We start from the raw sequence: 22758 nt of genomic DNA, 5'->3' as shown, positions 1-22758 counted from the left end.
GGACTTGTTCTTCAGGCCGCGCTGACCGCGGCGGCAAGCGCCCGGCTCATGGCCTCGAACTGGAACTGCCGCGCGAGCACGCGCTGCGCCTCGGTCCATGCCAGGCATTCGGGCTGTTCGGCATCGATCGCGTCGAGCTGGTTCATGATGCCGCGAAAGTAGCCCAGGCTCACCGCTTCGTCGAGTGCGCGCAGCCTCGAAAGCGACGGTGCATGCATGGCGCGCGGCGCCGCAGCAGGAGCCGGCCTGGCGGCGGTGTCCGTCCATCGCAGGCCGAGGCGGCGCTCGAGCCAGTCGAGCAGTTCCGTGTGGCGCACCGGCTTGACGAAGAAATCTTCGGGCGCAATGCCCACGTCGTTCTCCAGGCCCTTGTCGAAGGCATTGGCCGAGACGATGGCCACGCTGGCATCGGCCAGCCCGAGCTTGCGCGCGCGGCGGATCGTCTCCCAGCCGTCGATGCCGGGCATCGCAAGGTCGACGAACATGGCATCGGGCCGGTAGCCGGCCGCGATGAGGTCGAGCGCGTCGTGGCCGCTGGCGGCGCTGCGCAGCTCGAAGCCGAGCGGCGCCAGCACATGGCCGAGCAGCTCGCGGTCGGCCTCCTCGTTGTCAACCACCAGCAGCCGCCGGCGCGGGCCTTCGTAGCCGCGCCGCGCACGCTGCACCCGCGCCGGCCGGCCCGAGCCGCCGGCCGCATCGTGCACGCGCGGCAGGAAGAGCCGCACGCAGAACAGCGACCCTTCCCCCGGCGTGCTGCGCACCTTCATCTCGCCGCCCATCAGGTCGGTCAGCATCTTGGCGATGGTGAGGCCCAGGCCCGCGCCGGGAGTCGATGCCGCGGCCGCGTCGCCGCGCGCAAAGGGCTCGAAGATGCGCTCGATGTCTTCGGCCGTCATGCCGGGGCCGGTGTCCTCGATCTCGACCGAGGCGAATTCGCGCGCGTACGACAGCCGCAGCGTCACCTCGCCCGCGGCCGTGAACTTGATGGCATTGCCCAGCAGGTTGATGAGGATCTGGCACACCCGCTTCTCGTCGGCGCGCACCACCTCGGGCAAGCTGCCCGTGGTCTCGAAGCGGAACCGAAGGCCCTTCTCGGCCGCCTGCAGCTCGAACATGTCGGCCAGCTCGCGCAGGGTGTCGGCAAAGCGCATGGGCCTGGCATGCAGCGTGAGCTTGCCGGCCTCGATGTGGGCAATGGCCAGCGTGCCCTCGATGAGCGACAGCAGATGCTCGCCGCCGCGCTTGATCACCGCCACCGCCTGCTGGCGGTGCGGTGGCACGGACTGGTCCTCGCCCATCAGCTGCGCATAGCCCAGGATGCTGTTGAGCGGCGTGCGCAACTCATGGCTGATGGCGCTGATGTAGCGGCTCTTGGCCTGGTTGGCCTGGTCGGCGGCGCGCCGCGCCTGCTCGGCCGCGAGCTTGGCCTGCTCGGCGACTTCGCGCGCTTCTTCTGCCGTCTGCTTGGCCGACTGCAATGCGCGGTCGGTGGCGCGGTGCAGCTCGATCTCGCGCATCAGCAGATGGGTCTGGCGGTTCGATTCCTCCTGCGCGACTCTCCGGCTCTGGTGCGCCAGCACCAGCCACCAGGCCACCACGCCCGCAATCACCAGCAGTGCCATGTACGCCTTGAGAAAGCCCGAGCGCAACGCCGACTGCTGCACGCCGGCCAGCGCTTCGGCCAGCTCGGACTGCGAGGCCAGCTGCAGCGCGCCTTCGCCCAATGCGCGCAGCTCCTGCTGGTAGAGCACGCCGAACACCACCGCCAGCACCGGCACGATGATCAGCATCAGCAGCAGGAAGTGCCCGAGCCCGGTGTCGAGATAGCGCCAGCTGAAGCGCGGCAGCAGCCAGCGCAGCACCGACGACCATTGCGCCGAAAGGCTCGCATGCGGCTTGCACAGGTCGCCGCAGCGCGCGTCGAGCGTGCAGCACAGCGAGCAGATCGCGCCCTGGTAGGCCGGGCAATGGGCCATGTCGGGGCCTTCGTACTCGCGCTCGCAGATCACGCAGTGCTGCACCTTGAGGCGCTGGTAGTTGCCTTCCGCGCCGCCCTCGTCCACGGCGTGCTCGACCCGTGCCCAGCGCACCGCACGCGGGCCCGCGGCCGGTGCGAAGGCGATCGCGCCATTGGCCACCGAACCCCGCGCCAGGTAGTACTTGCCGCCCGTGGCCCAGGCCAGCAGCGGCGACACCACCAGCGCCGTGCCCAGTGCGATGAGCGCCGAGAAAGCCTGCGCCAGCGGTCCGAAAACACCCAGGTGGGCGGTGATCGACAGCACCGAGGCGAGCGCCATCGCGCCGACGCCCACCGGGTTGATGTCCCACAGGTGGGCCCGCTTGAACTCGATGCCCGGCGGCGACAGGCCCAGCGGCTTGTTGATGACCAGGTCGGCCACCACCGCCATCATCCAGGCGATGGCGATGTTGGCGAACAGACCGAGCACGTCGCCGAGCGCCTCGAACACGTTCATCTCCATCAGCATGAAGGCGATGAGCGCGTTGAACACCACCCACACCACGCGCCCCGGATGGCTGTGCGCCACGCGCGAGAAGAAATTGCTCCAGGCCAGCGAGCCCGCATAGGCGTTGGTCACGTTGATCTTGAGCTGCGAGATCACCACGAACAGCGCGGTCGCGGCCACGGCCCAGCCGTAGTTCGGAAACACGTACTCGTAGGCCGCGAGGTACATCTGGTTGGGATCGACCGCGCGCTCGACCGGCACCATGTGCGTGATCGCCAGGTAGGCCAGCAGCGCGCCGCCCAGCATCTTGAGCACGCCCAGCACCACCCACCCCGGCCCGCCGGCCAGCACGCCGGCCCACCAGCGCCGGGCGCCCGCGGCGGTGCGCGCGGGCATGAAGCGCAGGTAGTCGGCCTGCTCCCCCATCTGGGTGATCAATGCGATGCCGACCGTCAGCGCCGCGCCAAACAGGTGCAGGTCGAAGCCCTTGGTGCCCGCCTTCACACCGTTGTAGTGCACGATGCCCGCGAACGCACCAGGATCGCGCACCAGCACGAAGGCAAAAGGCACCACCAGCATCACCAGCCACAGCGGCTGCGTCCACAGCTGCAGCCGGCTGATGGCCGACACGCCGTGCGTGACCAGCGGAATCACCACCAGCGCGCACACCAGGTAGCCCCAGACCGGCGGCACGCCGAGCGCGAGTTCGAGCGCGTAGGCCATCACCGCCGCCTCGAGCGCGAAGAAGATGAAGGTGAACGACGCGTAGATCAGCGAGGTGAGCGTGGAGCCGATGTAGCCGAAGCCCGCGCCGCGCGTGAGCAGGTCCATGTCGACGCCGTAGCGCGCGGCGTACACGCTGATCGGCACGCCCGCCAAAAAGATGATGAGCCCCGTCGCCACGATGGCCCAGAACGCGTTGGCAAAGCCGTACTGCACCAGCAGCGTGGCGCCCACCGCCTCCAGCACCAGGAAGGAAGCCGCGCCGAAAGCCGTGTTGGCCACGCGCCATTCGGACCACTTGCGAAAGCGCTGCGGGGTGTAGCGCAGCGCGTAGTCCTCGAGCGTTTCGCTCGCCACCCAGCTGTTGTAGTCGCGCCGCACCTTGACGATGCGCTGGGGCGCGTCGTCGGGGCTGGTGGAAGTCTCGGCGGGGTTCACACCGTTTCGGTGCATCTTTCGTGCCATCCATACGTCTTTTGGCGAACACCGGCACGACTGTTGCAAAGACGAAGCCTGCCCAATAATGGCCGACCTCCACGCCACCCGAAGCCGCCTCCCATGGAACTGACCCCGCGCGAAAAAGACAAGCTGCTGATCTTCACCGCAGCACTGCTGGCCGAGCGCCGCAAGGCGCGCGGGCTGAAGCTCAACTACCCCGAAGCCGTCGCGCTGATCTCCGCCGCCGTGATGGAAGGCGCGCGCGACGGCAAGAGCGTCGCGGCGCTGATGAGCGAGGGCCGCTCGGTGCTCACCCGCGCCGACGTGATGGACGGCATCGCCGAGATGATCCCGGACATCCAGGTGGAAGCCACCTTTCCCGACGGCACCAAGCTGGTCACCGTCCACCAACCCATCGTCTGAGCCTTCCTCCGGAGCAAGAAAGAAAGACCTGCCATGCGCCACAACGCTTCCAAGCCCCTCGCCCTTCTTGCCATGCTGTTGCTGCCGCTCGCGGCCAGCGCCCACACCGGCGCCGACGGCGGCCTGCACCACGGCTTCGCCACCGGCTTCCTGCACCCGCTGACCGGCGCCGACCATCTCGCGGCCATGGTCGCGGTCGGCCTCTGGAGCGCGCTGGCCGCGCGCCGCGCCTGGCCCGATCTGCTGTGGGCGCCGCTGGCCTTCGCGGGCATGCTGCTCGTGGGCGCGCTGATGGGTCTGGCGGGCGTGCAGCTGCCGGCCGTCGAGCCGATGATCGCAGCCTCGCTGCTGGTGCTGGGCCTGCTGGTGGCCACGCGCATCCACCTGCCGGCCGCAGCAGCCGCGGCGGTAGTCGGCGTGTTCGCCGTCTTCCACGGCGTGGCGCACGGCCACGAACTCGCGGACGGGCAGGGCGCGGCGTTGACGCTGGCCGGCATGGTCGGCGCCACCGTGCTGCTGCACCTGGCGGGCATCGCGCTCGGCTGGGCGCTGCGCCATGCCAACGCCTGGCTGCCGCGCGCGGCGGGCGCTGCCGTGGTGGCGCTGGGCGCCACGCTGCTTTCTCAGGCCCTCGTCTGAAAGGCGCGGCCACCATGATTCCCGGCGAACTCATCATCGACGACGAGGGCGAGCACACGCTCAACCCGGGCCGCCGCACGCTCACGCTGGTGGTGCAGAACACCGCCGACCGGCCGATCCAGGTCGGTTCGCACTATCACTTCGCCGAAACCAACGGCGCCCTCGGCTTCGACCGCGAGGCCGCGCGCGGCATGCGGCTGAACATCGCCTCGGGCGCCGCGGTGCGCTTCGAACCGGGCCAGCAACGCACGGTCGAGCTCGTCGACTTTTCGGGCGATCGCGTCGTCTACGGCTTTCGCGGCCTCGTTCAAGGAAAGCTCTAAAACATGGCCACCATCGGGCGACGCGCCTATGCAGAGATCTTCGGCCCCACCGTGGGCGACCGCGTGCGGCTCGCCGACACCGACCTTCTGATCGAGGTCGAGGCCGACTACACGCTGCGCGCCGGCGGCTACGGCGAGGAAGTGAAATTCGGCGGCGGCAAGACGATTCGCGACGGCATGGCGCAGTCGCAGCGCACCCGCGACGGCAAGGGCAGCGGCCCGACGGCCGGTGGCGCCGTCGACACCGTGCTGACCAACGCGCTGATCCTCGACCACTGGGGCATCGTGAAGGCCGACATCGGCCTGAAGGACGGGCGCATCGCCGCCATCGGCAAGGCCGGCAACCCCGACGTGCAGCCGGGCGTGGACATCGTCATCGGCCCGGGCACCGAGATCATCAGCTGCGAGGGCAACATCGTCACGGCCGGCGGCATCGACAGCCACATCCACTTCATCTGCCCACAGCAGATCGAGGAAGCGCTCGCCTCCGGCATCACCACCATGCTGGGCGGCGGCACCGGCCCCGCCACCGGTACCTTCGCGACCACCGCCACGCCCGGCCCCTGGCACATCGAACGCATGCTGCAGGCGGCCGATGCGTTTCCGATGAACCTGGGCTTCCTGGGCAAGGGCAACGCGAGCCTGCCCGACGCGCTGCACGAGCAGATCGAAGCCGGCGTGATCGGACTCAAGCTGCACGAAGACTGGGGCACCACGCCCTCGGCCATCAGCAACTGCCTGGACGTGGCCGACGCCACCGACACGCAGGTGGCGATCCACAGCGACACGCTCAACGAATCGGGCTTTGTCGAGAACACCATCGCGGCCGTGGGCGGCCGCGCGATCTGCGCCTTCCATACCGAAGGCGCGGGCGGCGGCCATGCGCCCGACATCCTGCGGGTGGTGGGCGAGGAGAACTTCCTGCCCTCCTCCACCAACCCCACCATGCCCTACACCGTGAACACGCTCGACGAACATGTCGACATGCTCATGGTGTGCCATCACCTGGACGCCGGCATTGCCGAGGACCTGGCCTTTGCCGAGTCGCGCATCCGCAAGGAAACCATTGCCGCCGAGGACGTGCTGCACGACCTGGGCGCGATCAGCATGTTCAGCTCCGACAGCCAGGCCATGGGCCGCGTCGGCGAAGTGGTGCTGCGCTGCTGGCAGACGGCGCACAAGATGAAGCTGCAGCGCGGCAAGCTTCCCGAAGACAACGAGCGCAACGACAACTTCCGCGCCAGGCGCTATGTGGCCAAGTACACGATCAACCCCGCCATCTCGCACGGCATTGCGCACGAGGTGGGTTCGATCGAGGTCGGCAAGTGGGCCGACATCGTGATCTGGAAGCCCGCCTTCTTCGGCGTGAAGCCCTTCACCCTCATCAAGGGCGGCACCATCGCCATGGCCGCCATGGGCGACCCCAATGCATCGATCCCCACGCCGCAGCCGGTGCACTACCGGCCGATGTTCGGCAGCTACGGCGGCTCGCTGGCCAGGAGTTCGCTGACCTTCGTCTCGCAGGCCGGGCTGGCCGCGGGCATCAAGGAGCGCTACGGCTTGGCAAAGCACCTCAGTGCCGTGAAGAACATCCGCAACGTGCGCAAGAAGGACCTGATCCACAACGGCTACACGCCGAAGATGGAGATCGATGCGCAAACCTATGCGGTGCGCGCCGACGGACATCTGCTGACCTGCGATCCGGCGGTGCAGCTGCCGCTGACGCAACGGTATTTTCTGTTCTGACGCGAAGCCTGCAGGGCCTTGGAGCGCCCCTCGGGCACCCCCTTGACAGGCTGCGTATCCTCACAGGTATTCATCCTGTCGTTTCACGCCTCCTGGGGCGTCCCGTTCGCACCATGCTCACCGCCAACAAACTCATGCCCCAAGGCCGCGGCCTTGCGCCCGTGCTGCTCAAGCGCGCCGCCACAGTCGAACTCGACTGGGACGTGCGCCAGAAGAGCCGCTTCGACGCCACCGATTCGCAGGGCCGCCAGATCGGCGTGTTCCTGCCGCGCGGCACTGCCGTGCGCGGCGGCGACGTGCTGGTGGCCGAGGACGGCTCGCTGGTCCGCGTCATTGCGGCGCCGCAGCCGGTGCTGCGCATCACGCACTGCACGGCCCACGGCACGCCGTTCGACCTGACGCGCGCGGCCTATCACCTGGGCAACCGGCATGTGCCGATCGAGCTCAAGCCCGACCACCTGAAGATCGAGCCCGACCATGTGCTGGCCGACATGCTGCGCTCGATGCACCTGATCGTCGTCGCGGCCGAGGAAGCCTTCGAGCCCGAGGGCGGCGCCTATGGGTCGCACGAGCAGCATTCGCATGACGGGGGCCACGATCATGCGCACGACCATGGCAGCAGTAAAGGCCCGAAGCCGCTCGTGCTCGCGCCGGAACTGCTCGACGGGCATGACCATTCGGACGGTCATCATGGTCACTCGCACTGAAATGAGATCCTGCTTTTTGTTTCGTCGCGTTGTGCGTCGTTCAGAGCAGTCGTTGACCGGCCAGCACAAGAGCAGCGCCTATGGTGCACAGGGCATCGGGTGCTCCCCGCAGCGAAATCAAGGAGGAGGCCGCAGGCCGGGGGACATTCGCGGAGGGGAGTATCCGGTGGCCTGTGCACGCGCCCCGGACAAGAGCGTTCACCACACGCACCCCACAGCACGATGCGCAGCAAAGAGCTGACATGCCCGACGCCAACAGCCTCCTGCAGCTCATCTGGCTCGCCTCCCCCGCCCTGCCCGTGGGCGGCTTCTCGTACTCCGAAGGCGTCGAGGCGGCGGTCGAATGGGCCGGCATCGATTCGGAGGCCAAGGCCATCGAGTGGCTCTCCGACCAGTTGCACCTGAGCTTCGCACGCGGCGACCTCGCTGTCTTCGCGCAGGCTGTTGCAGCCTGGCGCGCCACCGACATGCCGCGCGTCCGCCAACTCAACGGCTGGGTCATGGCCACGCGCGAATCGGCCGAATTCTTCCTGCAGACCGAGCAGATGGGCCGCTCCTTCGTCGAGTGGCTCAAGCTGCACCACGCCGACACTGCCGAGGTCTTCGTCGACCTGCCTGCGAGCTATCCCATCGCATTCGCCTTCGCGGCCAGCCGCACCGGCGCCACGATGCACGACGGCTGCCTGGCCTTCGCCTTCGGCTGGGCCGAGAACATGGTGGCCGCGGCCGTCAAGGCCGTGCCGCTCGGCCAGAGCGCGGGCCAGCGCATCCTGGCGCGGCTGGCCAACGAGATTCCCGCCGCCGTCGAGCGCGCAATGCACCTCGGCGACGACGAGCGCCAGGCCTTTGCGCCCCTTCTGGCCGTGCTGTCGGCACGCCATGAAACACAATACTCGCGCCTCTTTCGAAGCTGACCGAACCGGACAACCCCCATGACCTCCGCCCTGCACCACATTCCCCACCGCACCAAGAAACTGCCGCCGCTGCGCGTGGGCATCGGCGGCCCGGTCGGCTCGGGCAAGACCACGCTGCTCGAGATGCTCTGCAAGGCCATGCGCGACAAGTACGACCTTGTCGCCATCACCAACGACATCTACACCAAGGAAGACCAGCGCCTGCTCACCGTGTCCGGCGCCCTGCCCGCCGAACGCATCATGGGCGTGGAGACCGGCGGCTGCCCACACACCGCCATCCGCGAAGACGCTTCGATCAACCTCGAGGCCATCGACCGCATGCTCGAGGACTTTCCCGATGCCGACGTGGTGTTCGTCGAATCGGGCGGCGACAACCTCGCGGCCACCTTCAGCCCCGAGCTGTCGGACCTGACGATCTATGTGATCGACGTGGCGGCCGGCGAGAAGATTCCGCGCAAGGGCGGGCCCGGCATCACCAAGAGCGACCTGTTCATCATCAACAAGACCGATCTCGCGCCCTACGTTGGCGCGAACCTCGACGTGATGGAGCAGGACACGCAGCGCATGCGCCGGCAGCGGCCCTACGTGATGACGAACCTCAAGACCCACGTCGGCGTGGCCGAGGTGGTGGCGTTCATCGAAAAGCGCGGCATGCTGGCCGCAGACTGAGGCGCCACGCCCTCGGAGTTCGCTGCCGTCGCGGACTTGCCGCGCCTGGCAGGCGGCATCCGCAGTGCTCAGCCTTGGTCATCAGCCCGCCGCTGGCATCGGCTGCCCAGGCAGCGGCAGGCGCCGGGGCAGGGCTGAGCCGCATCGGCGCTCTTCCCATGGGCTGCGATTAGGCGCCGCAGCCCAGCTTCTTTCCTTGTAGGGCCGATATCCGAGGACTAGACTGGTTTGCGAAGGCACCCGCAGTGCCGGGGGCCAAGGAGTCGGCCATGTACAAGCGCATCCTCGTCGCCACCGATGGCTCTTCGCTCTCCGAACAGGCGGTTGCCACCGCCATCGACTTGGCCTTGCTGGCGGGCGCCGAGCTGGTGAGCGTCAACGTCGCGCACTTCCAGCCCTATGGCTATTTCGAAGGTTCGATGGTGCTGAACCAGCGCGAAATCGAAGCCTCGCAGGAACAGGCAGAACACGCCGCCCAGCGCCTGGTCGATGCCGTCAGGACTGCTGCAGTCGCCAAGGGCGTGCGCAGTGCGCAAGCCATCGTCATGAAGTCGAACCAGGTGGCAGAAGCCATCATCGCGACCGCCAAGAACCAGGAGTGCGACCTGATCGTGATGGCCTCGCACGGCCGGCGCAGCCTTGCGCGGCTGCTGATGGGCAGCGAGACGCTGCATGTTCTGACCCACTCGCACATTCCGGTGCTGGTGCTGCGGTAGAAGCCTGATTGAACCGCGTTTGAAGTGCAATAGTTCACGATCGGGCGCCGGCATCGGCCGCCCCTCGTGAACGCGCCGCTCCCAGGGCGAATCACTCTCTTGCTGCCATTCGCATCTCGCGCAGAGCTGCGGAAGGTACAGTGCCTGGCAATGGCTGCATTGCGCACGGGCCGTCTCAAGGGAGTGAAAATGAAATCATCGATGTTTCCCCGCGCCGTGGGCTGGGGCCTGCTTCTGCTGTCGGTCCTGGTGGCGCTGTGCATCGCGGTTGCCTTGAGCTTCGACTGGAACCGCGCACGGCCATGGATCAACCAGCGCGTGAGCGAAGCGACGGGCCGCCCGTTCGCGATCCGCGGCGACCTGGTCCTGCAGTGGAACAGCCCCGAAGCCGAAACAGGTTGGCGCCGCTGGGTGCCATGGCCGAGGCTGAGCGCGCAGGACATCACGCTGGGCAATGCCGACTGGGGCAAGACCGGCCCGCACCTGGCCGAGATCAGGCAGCTGACTTTCTCGCTGAACCCACTGCCCCTGCTCAACCACACGATCCGCATTCCCACGCTCGAACTCGCCGGCCCCGTTCTTTCTCTCGAACGCACCGCCGACGGCAAGAACAACTGGACGCTGGCCGCCGGCGGTGCGGAGCCTTCGAGCTGGAAGCTCGACCTGCAGCGGCTGGTGCTGAGCCATGGCACGGTGAAGCTCGCCGATGCGACGGAAAAGCTCGATCTCAAGGTCGACATCGACAGCCTGCCCAAGGAAAGCGCCGAGGGCTATGGCATCGGCTGGAAGCTCAGCGGCACTTTCCGCAAGACACCGCTGCAAGGAAGCGGCAAGGCCGGCGCCGTGCTCTCGCTGCGGCAGGACACGAAGCCCTACCCGCTGCAGGCCGGTGTGCAGATCGGTGCCACGCGCATCGACATCGCCGGCACGCTGACCAAGCCCGACGCGCTGGCGGCACTGGACCTGCGGCTCAAGCTTTCGGGCGCCAGCATGGCGCACCTGTACCCGATCACCGGCATCACGCTGCCCAACACGCCCCCGTTCAGCACCGAAGGCCATCTGATCGGCAAGCTCGACAAGGCCGGCGGGCGCTGGCTGTACGAAGACTTCAAGGGCCGCGTGGGTGCCAGCGACATTGCGGGCACGCTGGAATACATCTCGCAGCAGCCGCGGCCGCTGCTGCGCGGGCAGGTGCAATCCAACCAGCTGCGCCTGGAAGACCTGGCGCCGCTGATCGGCGCCGATTCGAACACCAGCAAGGCCAGGCGGGGAGCCGCTGCCGTTCAGCCGGCGGGCAAGGTGCTGCCGGTGGAGAAATTCGACACGGCAAGCTGGGGCAGCATCGACGCGGACGTGAAGTTTGCCGGCCGCAAGATATTCCATGCGAAGGACCTGCCCATCGACAGCCTGGTGGCGGATCTTCACCTGAAGGACAGCGTGCTCTCGCTCACGCCATTGAGCTTTGGCGTGGCGGGCGGCACGCTGGCCGCCACGGTCAGGCTCGACGGCCGGCAGGACCCGATCCGCGCCAACCTGCAGCTCTCGGCCCGCCGACTGAAGATCAAGGAACTCTTTCCGACGCTCGACACCATGCGGGCCAGCCTGGGCGAAGTCGGCGGCGACGCTGCGCTGTCCGCCTCCGGCAACTCCGTCGCGGCCCTGCTGGGCACTTCGAACGGCGAGGTGAAGGCACTGGTGAGCAAGGGCACGATCAGCAAGTTCCTGCTCGAGGCCATGGGGCTGAACATCGGCAGCGTGGTGGCGACCCAGCTGTTCGGCGACAGGCAGGTCCAGCTGAACTGCCTTGCGAGCGACTTCAAGGTGACGCAGGGCGTCATGCAGACGCGCTCCTTCGTTCTGGACACGGACGAATCGGTCGTCAACGTGAGCGGGCTCATCGATCTTTCCAAAGAACAGCTCGCGCTGGAGATCCAGCCGAGGAACAAGGCGCTGCGCGTTCTTTCGCTGCGTTCGCCGCTGTACGTCAAGGGCACGTTCAAGAACCCCGACGTCGGGGTCGACAAGGGCGCCGTGGCGCTCAAGCTGGGTTCGGCGATTGCGCTGGGCGCGGTGGCTCCCGCTGCCGCGCTGCTGCCGCTCTTGAACATGGGCTCGCAGGAGTTCGCGGAATGCGCGCCGCTGGAGGCTGCCGCCCGCCAGAAGCCGCAGGCTGGCAAGCAGCCAAAGGCACGCTAGCAGCGCGGCAGGCCTGCCCGCAAGGGGCTTTCTATTTCACGCGTCCGGGCTCAGATCTCCGAGGAACGGACTAAGCATGGAATCCCTCGCCGTGAAAGACGGCGCGCAATTCGGCATCGCTCGCCGGGGAAAGAATCACCTGCGAACGCGATGCGCCGATAGCCGAACGCGAAAGCGCTTCTCGCGCGTGGGCCAGTTCGGTCGAATGCGCCATGAAGAACACGCGGACGCGCTGGCCGAGCGCCTCCCACACGTCGGAGATGAGGGCCATGTCGGATGCGGCGTCCGCGTGCAGCCCCAAAAGAATGGCGCCGAAGTGCCGCCCTTCGCGCACGGCGTCGATCAGCCCATGAAGATGCTCGAAGGAGGCATGGTCGAAGCCGATGGCTTTCAGCGAACTGCCCGTGCAGAGGCGCTGCAGGGCGTCCGAGTCCACGAGCGCGATCCGGTTCTGGCGGAGCTTGTAGACGGGAGTCATGAGGCAGCGCGCCTGCCGGCTGCTTGCGGCGAGTGGCTCAGCAATTGCCCTTTTTGGCTTGGCCGGGAGGGCAGAAACCGCCCTTCCCCGCGCCTGGGCCCGGCCCCGGGTCCACCACGGGGTACACGCAAGCGCTCAGGAGCAAGGACATTGCAAACGAGAGGATCACGGTGGCGGCGTTTTTTTTCATGGGGGCTCCTTGGCGAAATCAATAGAGCACAAGATATGTGAATTACTAACATTTAGACAGGAAATGCTTCACTATCGGCTTCGGTTTACGTGAGAAACGGTAACCAAGCCGCAGTTCTGCCCAGTACTTCACGAATGCGCGAAGCGGACATCCGTCACAGGTCCGCAGATTTAGAAGCACTTAAACAGGCCGGCCGGGAATCCGGCCGCCGCATTCGGTCAAACTCGGGTACGACCACCCGTGGTTTTCACAACCGTTCTATCGAAAGGAATTCCTGTTTTGAACAAGACCGAACTCATCGCCGCCATCGCAGAAGACACCAACCTCAGCAAGGCCGACGCCGGCCGCGCCTTCGACTCGGCGCTCGAACAACTCTCGCGCGCCCTGGTCCGTGGGGAAACCGTCCAGCTGATCGGCTTTGGCACCTTCAGCGTCGCGGACCGTGCCGAGCGCACCGGCCGCAATCCGTCGACCGGCGAGCAGATCACGATCAAGGCGAGCAAGAGCGCGAAATTCGCGGCAGGAAAGGCATTGAAGGACGCCATCAACCAGGTGGGCTGATCCCCGGGGGGGCGGCTCAGGCCCGCGCGCCCTGCCATCCGCCCCCAAGGGCCTTGTAGAGATTGACCATGTTCACGGCCTCCTTGAGCTGCAGCTCGATCAGCTGCTGCTGCTCGGCGTAGAGCTCGCGCTGGGCGTCCTGGCTCGCGAAGTAGTCTTCCAGACCGCTTCGAAAGCGGGTGCGCGCAATGTTCGCCACCTTCTCCAGCGCCTGCACGCGGGCCTGCTGCGCCTCCAGCTGCGGGCGCAGGTGGTCGTCGGCGATCAGCGCGTTGGCGGTTTCGCGGAACGCCATTTGCGCCGTGTATTCGTAGGAGGCCATGGCCGCCGCAAGCCGCTCCTCGTTGGCCGTGATGTTGGCCGAGCGGCGCCCCCAGTCGAACAGCGGCAGCGACACGCCCAGCACGCCGGCCCAGCTGCTGTTGCCACCGCTCAACAGCGTCGACAGCTCCCGGCTGACACCGCCCGCGAGCGCCGTGAGCGAAATGGTCGGCAGCATCGCGGCCTTGGCCGCGCCCACGCCCGAATTGGCGGCTTCGACGCGGGAATAGGCCGCCAGCAGATCGGGGCGGCGCTGCAGCAGGCTGGACGGCAGCCCCGCCGCCGCCTGTGCCGTGGAGCGTTGCGGCCAGGGCCGGGCGCTGCCCGTGTCGGGCGGCACCGGCTGGCCGACGAGCACGTTCAGCCATTGCAGGTCCTGGGCGACGCGCATGCGGAATTCCTCCTGCTTCACGCGGGCGTTCTGCAGCAGCGACTGCGCGCGGTAGACGTCCAGCTGTGCCGCGCCGCCCACCGCCTTGGCGCGTCCGATCATGTCGGCATTGGCGGCCAGGCCGGACTCGTTGGCATTGGCCAGCGCGAGCAAGGCGCGGTCGGCGCGCAGCGTGAGGTAGGCATTCGTCACCTCTCCCACCAGGTTCATGTGCGCAGCCGCAAAGTCCTTGTTGCCGGCCTCGGCCAGCGAGCCGGCTTGCTGGGTCGCGCTCTGCTGGCGGCCGAAGAAGTCGAGCTCGTACGACGTGACGCCGGCCTGGATGTCGAAGCTGTTCGAAACCCGGCCGTCGGATGGCACGTTGCCGAGCGGGCTGAGCGATCCTTGCGTGGTGGTCTGCGCCCGCTGGGCATGGCCCGACACGCCGATCTGCGGGAACAGCGAGGCGCGGCTGCCGGCATACACGGCGCGGGCTTCGCGGGCACGCGCGGCATAGGCGCGCAGGTCGCGGTTCTGCGCGAGGGCGGTCGTGATCAGCCCGCGCAGTTCGTCGTCCTGCACAAAGCTGCGCCAGTCGACGGGTTCCGCGTTCGGCGCCATGGTGCCGGCCGGCCATTGCGAAGGCACCGTGAGGTCGGGCTGCTTGAGCGGCGGCGTGAGGTTGCATCCGCTCACCACCAGCACCACGCAGGTTGCCAGCACCAGCAGCAGCAGCCGCAGGGCGAGGCGCACGAAGCCCGCCCCGGGAGACCCGAAACCCGCGCTCGCCAGCAAGGCCGAGGCGGCTTTCCATGGCCGCACCTGAACCGCGACGTGGCTCGGCGGCACGTTGAACACGTGGCCCACCAATTGCTCGCGCTGGGCCTCGGTGCCGGCGAAGCGAAGCTCGGCGCCCGCGGAGCTTCTGCCGGCAAGGCGGGCCGGGAGCCATCCCACCGGATCGACGTAGACCTCCAGCGGCTGTCCCACGCGCAGGCGTTTCAGCGGGGCCTTGGCTTCCAGCAGGGCGCCGTCGGCCGCAATGTTGACGAAGCGCGCCTCGCCCTCGCCTGCCGCGGTGCGCACCCGGGTGCGCGCGCGCCAGGGAAAGCGTTCCTCCTGCTCCGGCCGCGGCAGGTCGACGCAGGCGATGAGCGCGGCCAGGCAGAGGATGAGCGCAATGCCGGTCCACACCAGATTGAGCTGGTCGCCGGGCGTGAGCGCTTCGCCGCTCAGCGCGACCGACGCGCCGCCGCACTGCAGCGCCACAAGCAGCCCACCGAACATCGCGACCAGCTTCCAGTGCACCACGGTCTTGGTGCGGTCCAGCCCCTTGGCCGTGACCTTGAAGGGCCGCCCGAACGGCCGCAGCAAGGCGCTGGCCAGCGTGCTGGTGACGGCCATGGCGGCCACCAGCTGGCTCACCTCGCTGAACACGGGCAGGCAGCGCCGCTGGCTGATCCAGTAGCTGTAGGCCCAGAACATCATGAGCGGCGGCAGCCCGAAGGAAGCAAAAGCCTGCGGCGTGGCATGGAACACCGAGACCCCGGCATACCAGTAGAGCGCGGGCGCCAGCATGATCATGGCCATGAACGGCTTGCCGAGCCAGTGCAGCAGCCCGTGCAGGAAGTGCATCCGCGCCGAGAAGCTGAAGCCGCGGCCGCGCAGCGGGCCGTCGGGCAGCAGCGCGAGCTGCACCGTTCCCAGGCACCAGCGGCTGCGCTGGTTGATGTAGTCGATGATGCTCTCGGCCGACAGGCCGTTGGACAGCCGCTCGCCGAGCCAGCGCGTGATGTGGCCGTGCCGCAGCAGCAGGTAGGTGGTGTGGATGTCTTCGCACACGCTGCCCACCGGAAAGCCGCCCGCGGCGGTGATCAGGTCGCGCCGCACGATGAAGGAGGTGCCCACGCAGAAGGCCGAGTCGGCCGCATCCTTGGCGGGCTGCAGCACGTCGAAGAACACGCGCTGCTCGTCCACCCAGCTGTCGGTGGCGCGCAGGTTGTGCTGGATGGGGTCGGCGTTGTAATAGAACTGCGGCGTCTGCACCAGCCCGACCTTGCGGTCCGCGAACAGGCCCAGCATGCGGTAGACGATCTGCCGCTGCGGCGCGAAGTCGGCATCGAGCACCAGGATGTAGGGCGCATTGGTCACGCCCGCCGACAGCCGCAGGCCGTTGTTGAGGTTGCCGGCCTTGGCATGGCTGTTGTCGGGCCGGCGCGCGTAGTGCACGCCCTTGCGCTCGCAATACTCGCGCAGCCAGTCGCGCCGGGTGTCGTCGAGCACCCATACCTTCAGGTTCGGATAGTCGATGGCCTGTGCGGCGATGATGGTCTTTTCGAGGATCGCCAGCTCTTCGTTGTACGTGCAGATGAAGACGTCCACCGCCGGCACCTGCGCGCCGCGGCGCCGCAGCTCCGCTTCGCCGCGGTCGGCCAGATGGTGGTTGTCGCGCCGCCGCACCAGCATGTGGATGGACATCAGCGTGTAGACGATGGCCGTCAGCTCGAAGCACAGGAACACCCAGGCGAACAGCGTCTCGAAGCCGAGGTCCGAAGGCGGCATGGTGGCAACCGCGCGCCAGACGGCATAGCGCATCAGCAGCAGCGCGGTCAGCGCGCCGAACAGCACGCGGTGGGACGTGCGGTCGACCCGCCCCCACGTCATCAGGAGGAGTGCCAGGCCCGCAACAAGGGCGTTGAGCTGGAACTCCGGAGTGGCGATCAGGTGGGACATGGCGGTGTGGCTCCTGTTGCGGCGGTCTTGCCGGTGAAGGGGTTGAACCCCGTGGCGGCCAGCGCGATCCAGGCGGTCGCGCCCAAGTGTGGCCAGCGGTAGTAGAAGAAATCGGCCCCGGACGAGTCCGGGCCGATGGCCAGCCCGGTCGAAATGCGGGCACTGGGGGTGGCGTAGTACAGGCCGTTGCCGGCGCGCTGCGAGGCCAGCAGCTGCCACAGGGCCTCGGGTGCCGCGCCCTTGCGCGCCACCAGCGTGGCGGCGGCCTGGGCGCTGCCCTCGGTCCAAATGCCGTCGGGGCTGCGCGAGAAGCCGTAGCCTTCGCCGAAGCGATGGTGCTTCTCCACCCAGTCGAGCCCGCGCATCCAGGGGCAGGAACCCTCGGGCGCCGCCAGCAGCGGCCACAGCTGTGCATCCAGGCCGGAGCCATCCGTTGCGATGGTGGCGCCGTCTTCCTTGGTGCCGATGTTGAAGCGCTGCTCCGATGCGTTCCACATGCGGCCGACGAAGTCGAGCGCGGTGCGCGCCTGCTGGCGCTCGGCCTCGGCCTGTGTGCCGGTGCCCTTCGCCGCCCAGGCGGCCGCCATCGCGATGTCGATGTTGTGCTCGGTAGATTTCCAGGTCTGGGCACGCTGCGCGTTGTCCCAGCCGTACCAGCCGCCGTTGTAGCCGTCGGGCGCGTTGCGCGCGCGCGTGCGCTGCTCGATCCAGCCGAGCAGTCGGCGCGCGCCCGCCAGATAGGCGGGCGACGGCTCGGCCTCGTTCAGGTTCAGCAGCAGCAAGGCGGCCCAGGCCACGTTGCCGGTGGCCGTGCTCACCTGGTAGGCGTCGGCGATCCACTGGTTCTTCGTCGCATCCCAGCGCCCCGGCAATGCGGCCTTTTCCTCCGTCATCGGGCCGGCGCGGTAGGCGTTGCGCACGCGCCCGTCGGCCGCGTTCGGGTCGCGCTCCATCGCGCGCACCACCGCGTCGCCGATGCGCCGGGCCGAGGCCGCGTCGCCACAGGCCAGCAGCGCGATGCCGGCCAGCGCGTTGTCATAGGTGAAGGAGGCGCCCGCCAGCGCGGGTTCCAGCGGCGTACCTTGCTTCGGGTCGGCGAGGCGGTAGCTGGTGAGAAACAGCGGTCCGGAAGCCACGCCCTTCTGGTCCTCCGCAACCGCCCGCCGCAGCCCTTCGCAGCTTTGCCGTGCAAGCGCTTGCTGCGTGGCGCTGCCGGCCTGCGGGCCGGGTTGCCGGCCGGACGGCTGGGCGAAGGCCCCCGACATCGGCAAGGCCGAGGCCGCCAGTGCGGCAACGCAGGACACCAGGGTCCGGGAAAAGGGGAAGACCGACATGGCTCTGTTCCGATGCGGGTGGGTGGTGCATTTGCGCCTGCGCTCAGGACCTGAGGCTGGCCGACACCACCTTGCCGGGCGCGCACATGTTGCTGCCACCATCCGGCGGAGCCTCCTGCGGTTCCTTGCCTTCGATGCGGGCCACGGCATAGATGGAACCCTGCTCGGCATACGGGAACGGCACGCTGTAGGTGCTCTGCAGCGCGTCCGAGGCCACCGGCAGCAATTGCTCCACGCGCGCCGGCACCGGCTTGGCGGATTCGGCGAGCTTGACGTCGAGCACGGAGCCGATGCCCAGCCGCTTGGCCACCCGCGCAGGAAACACCGCCACCACGCCGAGCCGGCTGCAATCGGTCACGCGCACCAGCGAGGCACCCGCCGTGACATACGCGCCTTCGGGTGCGAGCACGGAATGAACCTGCCCCGCCTGCGAGGCCTTGATTTCGTAGAAGGACAGCTTTTCCACCCGGCGGCGTTCCTCGTCCTCGAGATCCCTGACCTCCTTGAGCTGCTTGAAGATGGCGGTGGCGTCCTGCTGGGCGCGGCCGACGCTGTTGCGCAGCGCCTCGCGGCGGCTTGCGAGCGTCTGGAACAGGTTGCTGCCCCCGGTGCCCACGAAGGCTCCCTGCCCGGCACTCGCCACCGTCTGGGCCTGCCCGGCAAAGGACTGTTCCGCCACCGCGGCATTGGCACGCGCCGTGTTCAGCTGCGCCACAGCGGCGTTCATCACCTGCTCGCTGATCGCGCCCTGCTCCAGCAGCGCCTGATTGGTCTTGACCTTGTTTTCCTGCTCTTCCACCATGCTGTGCGCCACATCGCGCTGGCGCCGCGCGATCTGCCAGGCCTCCCAGGCCTGCGCCAGGGAAGCCTCGCGATGAACGCCGGCCTCCTGCCCGACAGACCTCATTTCCTGGTTGTCGGACTTGTACTGGTTGCCCAGCTGGGCCAACTGGCTCTGCAGCGCCAGGTGCTGCGACCTCAGGGTGGTGAGGATTTCCTGGCTCACGGTCGGGTTGCGCACCGTGGCCACGATGGTGCCCGGCTCCACCTTGTCGCGCGCATGCACCACCATCTGCGACACCACCCCGTTGATCGGCGAGGTGATCAGCGCCACCGGCGCCTGCAAGACGGCGCGGGTGGCCTGCGAAGACAACAGCGGCTGCACCAGGGTTGCGACCATCAGCCACAGCACGAAGGCCAGCAGCGCATAGGCCGCCAGCTTGGGGACGAAGGCGCCCGACTGCCGGCGCCGACAACCCGCGCCAGGAACACGGCCGCCCATGGCACCAGCGATGCGCCGCTGGCACTGAGAAAAGAGAACCGAACTCGGTTTTGACACACGCATAGCCACCTCTCATGAGAACCACGTCGCGCCGCAGCGAACGGCACGACATCCAGATTGAAGGACCCGCCCGCAACGACGGACGCCGAGCCACGAACTCTGCGTCCGCATGTTGCGGTGCAATATGAAGGTACGTCGAAACCCGGATCTGGACTGCTTCGGAGCGAAACAAGATGTGCCGAATTCACATCTCAGCAACACCGAGGTCGGGATAAAGTCCTACATTGGTGTCGGATTGCGCGCAATTGACCACAAAAGGCTGCATTGGGCATGCAGAGGGGCGCGAGAGCCGGGTTTCCCCTTGGGAGGCCGGGGCGCAGGGTGCCGCCAACCCGGCATGGCGGGCACCTCGGCATTTGAACGCGAAGCCGCGGGAATGTCGCGGTGGGGAAGATTCAGTAACGATACTGATCGTGTCCCGGCACGGTCCAGCCCGGTTTGCCGGGCGCCGGCATCAGACTGGCGTTCGCTGCTGCGACGCTGCAGGCGCAGTGGATACGGGATCGCCGCGACGCCTTGCCACGCACATCAGCGACAGCGCGCTCGTCGGCGATGAAGGCCGCCGGCCGGACAGCATGTTGCCCAGCCGGTATTTCCATTGCGCCGGCCCCACCACCCCGCGCAGCGCATCGGCACCGATCTGGTGGTTGTGCGGGTAGACGCGGACCTCGAAACCCAGCGGCTCCAGCGTGGCGTGGAAGAATTCCTTCGTGACCCCATCGCCCGGCTGGTGATGGACTTCGGTCCGGAGCCCCCAGGACTGCTGGCTGCCGGTCTTGTGGAAGCCGTGCCCGATCGCCCGATAGACCCACAGCCGCGCATCCCACATCAGCTTGGCAAGGCCCTTGTAGTCCCACGCGGTGAGCTGCGGATCGTGGTCGGTGACCAGGAGGCCATGAGGCTTCACCAGCCGTGCCCCTTCGCGCAGCACCGCGGCCATGTCGTCGCAATGGTGCAGCGACGCATTGATGGCAACGATGTCCGCCACCTGCGAGCGGAAAGGCGTGTAGGCCGCATCGGCCAGCACCGCCGTATAGCCCAGCTTGGCCGCCAGTTCGAGCGAGCCGGGGGCCACATCCACGCCGATCAGGAGCCGCGGCTTTCCACCCAGGGTGGCAAAGATGTTGCCCGGCCCGCAGCCCAGATCGATGACCACCTTGTCCGTCCAGTCGCCCGCGGCCGCCAGCCACCGGCTCTTGAAATGCGCATCGCGGTGGCAGAAATCCAGGTATTCCTGGGCCCACTGCGCATTGCCGAAATAAGTGGCATTGGCCGTAATGGCATCGGTCCGGCATTGAAGCCCGGATTCGAAGTAAGTTCCAGAACGCTTCAAGCTCGCATCTGGCAATAAGATGTCTCCGATCATTTTGAATCCTTCAAAAATCTGGCGCGACATTGAGACAAGTTATGCCTAAGAATTACATGGCTTTCGCTTTCATAGTTAATATTTTTAATACGCTTACACGCTGCGTTATTTAAAAACTGCCCTATTGGCTACCTCATTTGGGCGATATCAGACATTCGATATTTCCGTCATCGGCCAATGAAAGCGGCCACTCGGTCGCGAAACGCCTGGCTGCCATACACCTCCTCGATCAGGTCATCGTCGTCCAGCCGCTGCTCGACGACGATGCGGCGGATGCTCTCCTTGACGGCCTTGTGCGTGACCGGCGACAGCGCCATGAGCCGCTCTGCCAGCGCATGGGCAGCGGCATCCAGTTCGCCCGGGGCGCAGGCGGCATGCACATAGCCGCAGGCCAGCGCTTCCTGTGCCGTCAGGTAGTCGGCAAGCAGCAGCATCCGCTTGACGCGCGGCACGCCCAGGGCGGCCTGCAGCCGTGCGATATTGCGCGACGACAAGGTGTTGGACAGCGTCCTGGCAATCGGCGCGCCAAAGCGCGATGCGTCGCTGCAGACCCGGAAATCGCAGGCCGTCGCCAGGGCAAGTCCGCCGCCGACGGCCCAGCCGTCGACCACGGCCACAGTGGGTACCGCAATGCGCTCGACCGCATCGATGACGCGCTCCACGAAAGCCTCGTAGGCAATGCCGTCGCTGCCTTCGCGGAAGTCCTTGAAATGGGTGATGTCCGTGCCCGAGATGAACGACTTGCCGCCCGCCCCCCTGAACAGCAGGCTGCGCACCGCGCAATTGCGCGCACACGCGCCGATGTGGTCCAGCAGCGTCTCGTACATCTCCCGCGTCATCGCGTTGTGGCGTTCGGGGCGATGGATCACGATCTCGGCCACGCCCGACGCATGGACGCCGAGCTGCACGCATTCGGCAAAGTTCATAGGGCCACCGCCGCGCCGGCTCGCGCGTTGATTTCGGCCATGATCTCCTCGTTGTGTTCGCCCAGCAGCGGCGGGTGCCGGCGCACCTGCTGCGGCGTACCCAGCAGCTTGACGGGAAAGCCGATGTTCTTGACCTTGCCCTCGATCGGATGGTCGATCTCCATGCACATGCGGCGGTGGGTGCCATGCTCGCCTTCGAAGGCCTCCGGATACGACAGGATGGGCCCGGCCGGGATGCCGGCGGCCAGCATGGCGTCGATCCAGTCGGCGCTGTCCCGCTGGCCGAACTCCGCTTCCAGCGCCTCGATCAGCGCCTCGCGGTTCTTCAGGCGCAGCGACACGCTGGCGTAGTCCGCGTGCAGGGCGAGGTCCGGCCGCTGCAGCAGTTCGCACAGCCGGGTCCAGAGCTTCTGGTTGGTCGCGCCCATCACGAAGTAGCCGTCGCGCGCCTTCACGGCCTGGTAGGGCGCGCTCATCTTGTTGCTGGTGCCCAGCGGGGTCGGCCGCACGCCCGTGCCCCAGTACTCGGACATGTCCCAGACCGAGAAGGCCATGGCCGCGTCGAACAGCGACGCGTCGATGTGCTGGCCCACGCCGGACTTCTGCGCGCCGATGTAGGCCGCGAGCAGCGCGTAGGTGGCAAACAGTGCGCAGCCGATGTCGGCCACCGGCACGCCGGCCTTGACCGGCTTCTCGCCGGGGTAGCCGGTCACGCTCATCACGCCGGACATGGCCTGCGCCATCAGGTCGAAGCCCGGCCGCTCGGCCCAGGGGCCGCTCTGGCCGAAGCCGGAGATGCTGACGTACACGATCTTCGGATGGATCTTCCTGATCGACTCGTAGTCGATGCCCAGGCGCTGCACCGCGCCGGGCCGGTAGTTCTCGACGATCACGTCGGCGGTCTGGGCCAGCTTGTAGAAGGATGCGCGGTCCTCCTCGCTCTTGAGGTCCAGCGTCAGCGAGCGCTTGTTGCGGTTCATGTTCAGGAAGCCCATGCTGTCCGGCCCCTTCATCTTGAAGCCCATGGCGCCGCGGGTCTGGTCGCCGCTCGGCGGCTCGACCTTGATCACGTCGGCCCCGAGGTCGGCCAGCAGCATGCAGGCGAACGGGCCCGCCATGACCTGGCTCACGTCCAAAACCCGGATGCCCTGCAGCGGCAGTTGTCGTGCGTGGTTCAT

18 protein-coding genes are annotated in these 22758 nt (G+C 67.5%); 10 read left to right on the top strand and 8 right to left on the bottom strand.

Going from position 1 to position 22758, the window contains the following annotated elements; all coding sequences use genetic code 11:
- Positions 1 to 11: 11 nt before the first annotated feature.
- Positions 12 to 3641 carry a hybrid sensor histidine kinase/response regulator gene (locus tag QFZ47_RS17680; protein ID WP_307656856.1) on the bottom strand — a complete coding sequence of 1210 codons (3630 nt, stop codon included), beginning with the start codon at positions 3639 to 3641 and terminating at the stop codon, positions 12 to 14.
- Between the two features lie 105 nt (positions 3642 to 3746).
- Between QFZ47_RS17680 and QFZ47_RS17675 the strand changes: the two genes are divergently transcribed.
- The 9 genes from QFZ47_RS17675 (at position 3747) to QFZ47_RS17635 (ending at position 11959) form a co-directional block, all read left to right on the top strand.
- A complete protein-coding gene (locus QFZ47_RS17675) occupies positions 3747 to 4049 on the top strand; it encodes an urease subunit gamma (protein ID WP_018906796.1) in 303 nt (100 codons plus the stop codon).
- A gap of 33 nt (positions 4050 to 4082) precedes the next feature.
- The gene (locus QFZ47_RS17670; RefSeq protein WP_307656855.1) at positions 4083 to 4688 is read left to right on the top strand and encodes a HupE/UreJ family protein; all 606 of its coding nucleotides are present in this window, start codon (positions 4083 to 4085) and stop codon (positions 4686 to 4688) included.
- A gap of 14 nt (positions 4689 to 4702) precedes the next feature.
- Positions 4703 to 5011, top strand: a complete 309-nt coding sequence (locus QFZ47_RS17665) for an urease subunit beta (RefSeq protein ID WP_307656854.1) — start codon at positions 4703 to 4705, stop codon at positions 5009 to 5011.
- Between the two features lie 3 nt (positions 5012 to 5014).
- Positions 5015 to 6757 (top strand): urease subunit alpha, encoded by a 1743-nt coding sequence (gene ureC, locus QFZ47_RS17660; protein WP_307656853.1) that lies wholly within the window; start codon positions 5015 to 5017, stop codon positions 6755 to 6757.
- Between the two features lie 113 nt (positions 6758 to 6870).
- Positions 6871 to 7464, top strand: coding sequence for an urease accessory protein UreE (gene ureE / locus QFZ47_RS17655; protein ID WP_307656852.1), 594 nt, complete (start codon positions 6871 to 6873; stop codon positions 7462 to 7464).
- Positions 7465 to 7706: 242 nt separating this feature from the next.
- Positions 7707 to 8378 (top strand): urease accessory protein UreF, encoded by a 672-nt coding sequence (locus QFZ47_RS17650; protein WP_307656851.1) that lies wholly within the window; start codon positions 7707 to 7709, stop codon positions 8376 to 8378.
- 18 nt (positions 8379 to 8396) lie between these two features.
- Positions 8397 to 9047: an urease accessory protein UreG gene (ureG, locus tag QFZ47_RS17645; RefSeq protein WP_307656850.1), complete on the top strand. Its 651-nt coding sequence runs from the start codon at positions 8397 to 8399 to the stop codon at positions 9045 to 9047.
- Positions 9048 to 9316: 269 nt separating this feature from the next.
- On the top strand, positions 9317 to 9763 hold the full coding sequence (locus QFZ47_RS17640; protein WP_307656849.1) for a universal stress protein: 447 nt from the start codon (positions 9317 to 9319) through the stop codon (positions 9761 to 9763).
- 189 nt (positions 9764 to 9952) lie between these two features.
- On the top strand, positions 9953 to 11959 hold the full coding sequence (locus QFZ47_RS17635; protein ID WP_307656848.1) for an AsmA family protein: 2007 nt from the start codon (positions 9953 to 9955) through the stop codon (positions 11957 to 11959).
- Between the two features lie 70 nt (positions 11960 to 12029).
- On the opposite strand, the gene QFZ47_RS17630 is transcribed toward QFZ47_RS17635, so the two are convergent.
- Positions 12030 to 12437, bottom strand: a complete 408-nt coding sequence (locus QFZ47_RS17630; protein ID WP_307656846.1) for a hypothetical protein — start codon at positions 12435 to 12437, stop codon at positions 12030 to 12032.
- Positions 12438 to 12906: 469 nt separating this feature from the next.
- Between QFZ47_RS17630 and QFZ47_RS17625 the strand changes: the two genes are divergently transcribed.
- Positions 12907 to 13188, top strand: a complete 282-nt coding sequence (locus tag QFZ47_RS17625; protein ID WP_015867040.1) for an HU family DNA-binding protein — start codon at positions 12907 to 12909, stop codon at positions 13186 to 13188.
- Between the two features lie 16 nt (positions 13189 to 13204).
- On the opposite strand, the gene QFZ47_RS17620 is transcribed toward QFZ47_RS17625, so the two are convergent.
- The 6 genes from QFZ47_RS17620 to QFZ47_RS17595 form a co-directional block, all read right to left on the bottom strand.
- Positions 13205 to 16612, bottom strand: a complete 3408-nt coding sequence (locus tag QFZ47_RS17620; RefSeq protein WP_307656845.1) for an efflux transporter outer membrane subunit — start codon at positions 16610 to 16612, stop codon at positions 13205 to 13207.
- Complete coding sequence (locus tag QFZ47_RS17615) at positions 16600 to 17946, bottom strand: hypothetical protein (protein WP_307656844.1); 1347 nt, start codon at positions 17944 to 17946, stop codon at positions 16600 to 16602. The genes QFZ47_RS17620 and QFZ47_RS17615 overlap by 13 nt, the downstream gene beginning before the upstream one ends.
- Positions 17947 to 17989: 43 nt before the next feature.
- Positions 17990 to 19228: an HlyD family secretion protein gene (locus tag QFZ47_RS17610; protein WP_307656843.1), complete on the bottom strand. Its 1239-nt coding sequence runs from the start codon at positions 19226 to 19228 to the stop codon at positions 17990 to 17992.
- Between the two features lie 514 nt (positions 19229 to 19742).
- Positions 19743 to 20684 carry a class I SAM-dependent methyltransferase gene (locus QFZ47_RS17605; RefSeq protein ID WP_307656842.1) on the bottom strand — a complete coding sequence of 314 codons (942 nt, stop codon included), beginning with the start codon at positions 20682 to 20684 and terminating at the stop codon, positions 19743 to 19745.
- A gap of 137 nt (positions 20685 to 20821) precedes the next feature.
- Positions 20822 to 21580: an enoyl-CoA hydratase gene (locus QFZ47_RS17600; protein WP_307656841.1), complete on the bottom strand. Its 759-nt coding sequence runs from the start codon at positions 21578 to 21580 to the stop codon at positions 20822 to 20824.
- On the bottom strand, positions 21577 to 22758 hold the full coding sequence (locus tag QFZ47_RS17595; RefSeq protein WP_307656840.1) for a CaiB/BaiF CoA transferase family protein: 1182 nt from the start codon (positions 22756 to 22758) through the stop codon (positions 21577 to 21579). The genes QFZ47_RS17600 and QFZ47_RS17595 overlap by 4 nt, the downstream gene beginning before the upstream one ends.

The organism is Variovorax paradoxus, from assembly GCF_030815975.1.
GTDB classification, from domain to species: domain Bacteria; phylum Pseudomonadota; class Gammaproteobacteria; order Burkholderiales; family Burkholderiaceae_C; genus Variovorax; species Variovorax paradoxus_N.
Note: the sequence above shows the minus strand (reverse complement) of the source record. Positions and strands in the feature narration are given on the sequence as shown.

Coding starts and splice junctions, on each gene's coding strand:
- QFZ47_RS17675 (WP_018906796.1), top strand. CDS start 3,747: ATGGAACTGACCCCGCGCGAAAAAGACAAGCTGCTGATCTTCACCGCA.
- QFZ47_RS17605 (WP_307656842.1), bottom strand. CDS start 20,684: ATGTCGCGCCAGATTTTTGAAGGATTCAAAATGATCGGAGACATCTTA.
- ureG (WP_307656850.1), top strand. CDS start 8,397: ATGACCTCCGCCCTGCACCACATTCCCCACCGCACCAAGAAACTGCCG.
- QFZ47_RS17595 (WP_307656840.1), bottom strand. CDS start 22,758: ATGAACCACGCACGACAACTGCCGCTGCAGGGCATCCGGGTTTTGGAC.
- QFZ47_RS17670 (WP_307656855.1), top strand. CDS start 4,083: ATGCGCCACAACGCTTCCAAGCCCCTCGCCCTTCTTGCCATGCTGTTG.
- QFZ47_RS17640 (WP_307656849.1), top strand. CDS start 9,317: ATGTACAAGCGCATCCTCGTCGCCACCGATGGCTCTTCGCTCTCCGAA.
- QFZ47_RS17650 (WP_307656851.1), top strand. CDS start 7,707: ATGCCCGACGCCAACAGCCTCCTGCAGCTCATCTGGCTCGCCTCCCCC.
- QFZ47_RS17610 (WP_307656843.1), bottom strand. CDS start 19,228: ATGGGCGGCCGTGTTCCTGGCGCGGGTTGTCGGCGCCGGCAGTCGGGC.
- QFZ47_RS17615 (WP_307656844.1), bottom strand. CDS start 17,946: ATGTCGGTCTTCCCCTTTTCCCGGACCCTGGTGTCCTGCGTTGCCGCA.
- QFZ47_RS17665 (WP_307656854.1), top strand. CDS start 4,703: ATGATTCCCGGCGAACTCATCATCGACGACGAGGGCGAGCACACGCTC.
- ureE (WP_307656852.1), top strand. CDS start 6,871: ATGCTCACCGCCAACAAACTCATGCCCCAAGGCCGCGGCCTTGCGCCC.
- QFZ47_RS17620 (WP_307656845.1), bottom strand. CDS start 16,612: ATGTCCCACCTGATCGCCACTCCGGAGTTCCAGCTCAACGCCCTTGTT.
- QFZ47_RS17600 (WP_307656841.1), bottom strand. CDS start 21,580: ATGAACTTTGCCGAATGCGTGCAGCTCGGCGTCCATGCGTCGGGCGTG.
- QFZ47_RS17635 (WP_307656848.1), top strand. CDS start 9,953: ATGAAATCATCGATGTTTCCCCGCGCCGTGGGCTGGGGCCTGCTTCTG.
- QFZ47_RS17680 (WP_307656856.1), bottom strand. CDS start 3,641: ATGCACCGAAACGGTGTGAACCCCGCCGAGACTTCCACCAGCCCCGAC.
- ureC (WP_307656853.1), top strand. CDS start 5,015: ATGGCCACCATCGGGCGACGCGCCTATGCAGAGATCTTCGGCCCCACC.
- QFZ47_RS17630 (WP_307656846.1), bottom strand. CDS start 12,437: ATGACTCCCGTCTACAAGCTCCGCCAGAACCGGATCGCGCTCGTGGAC.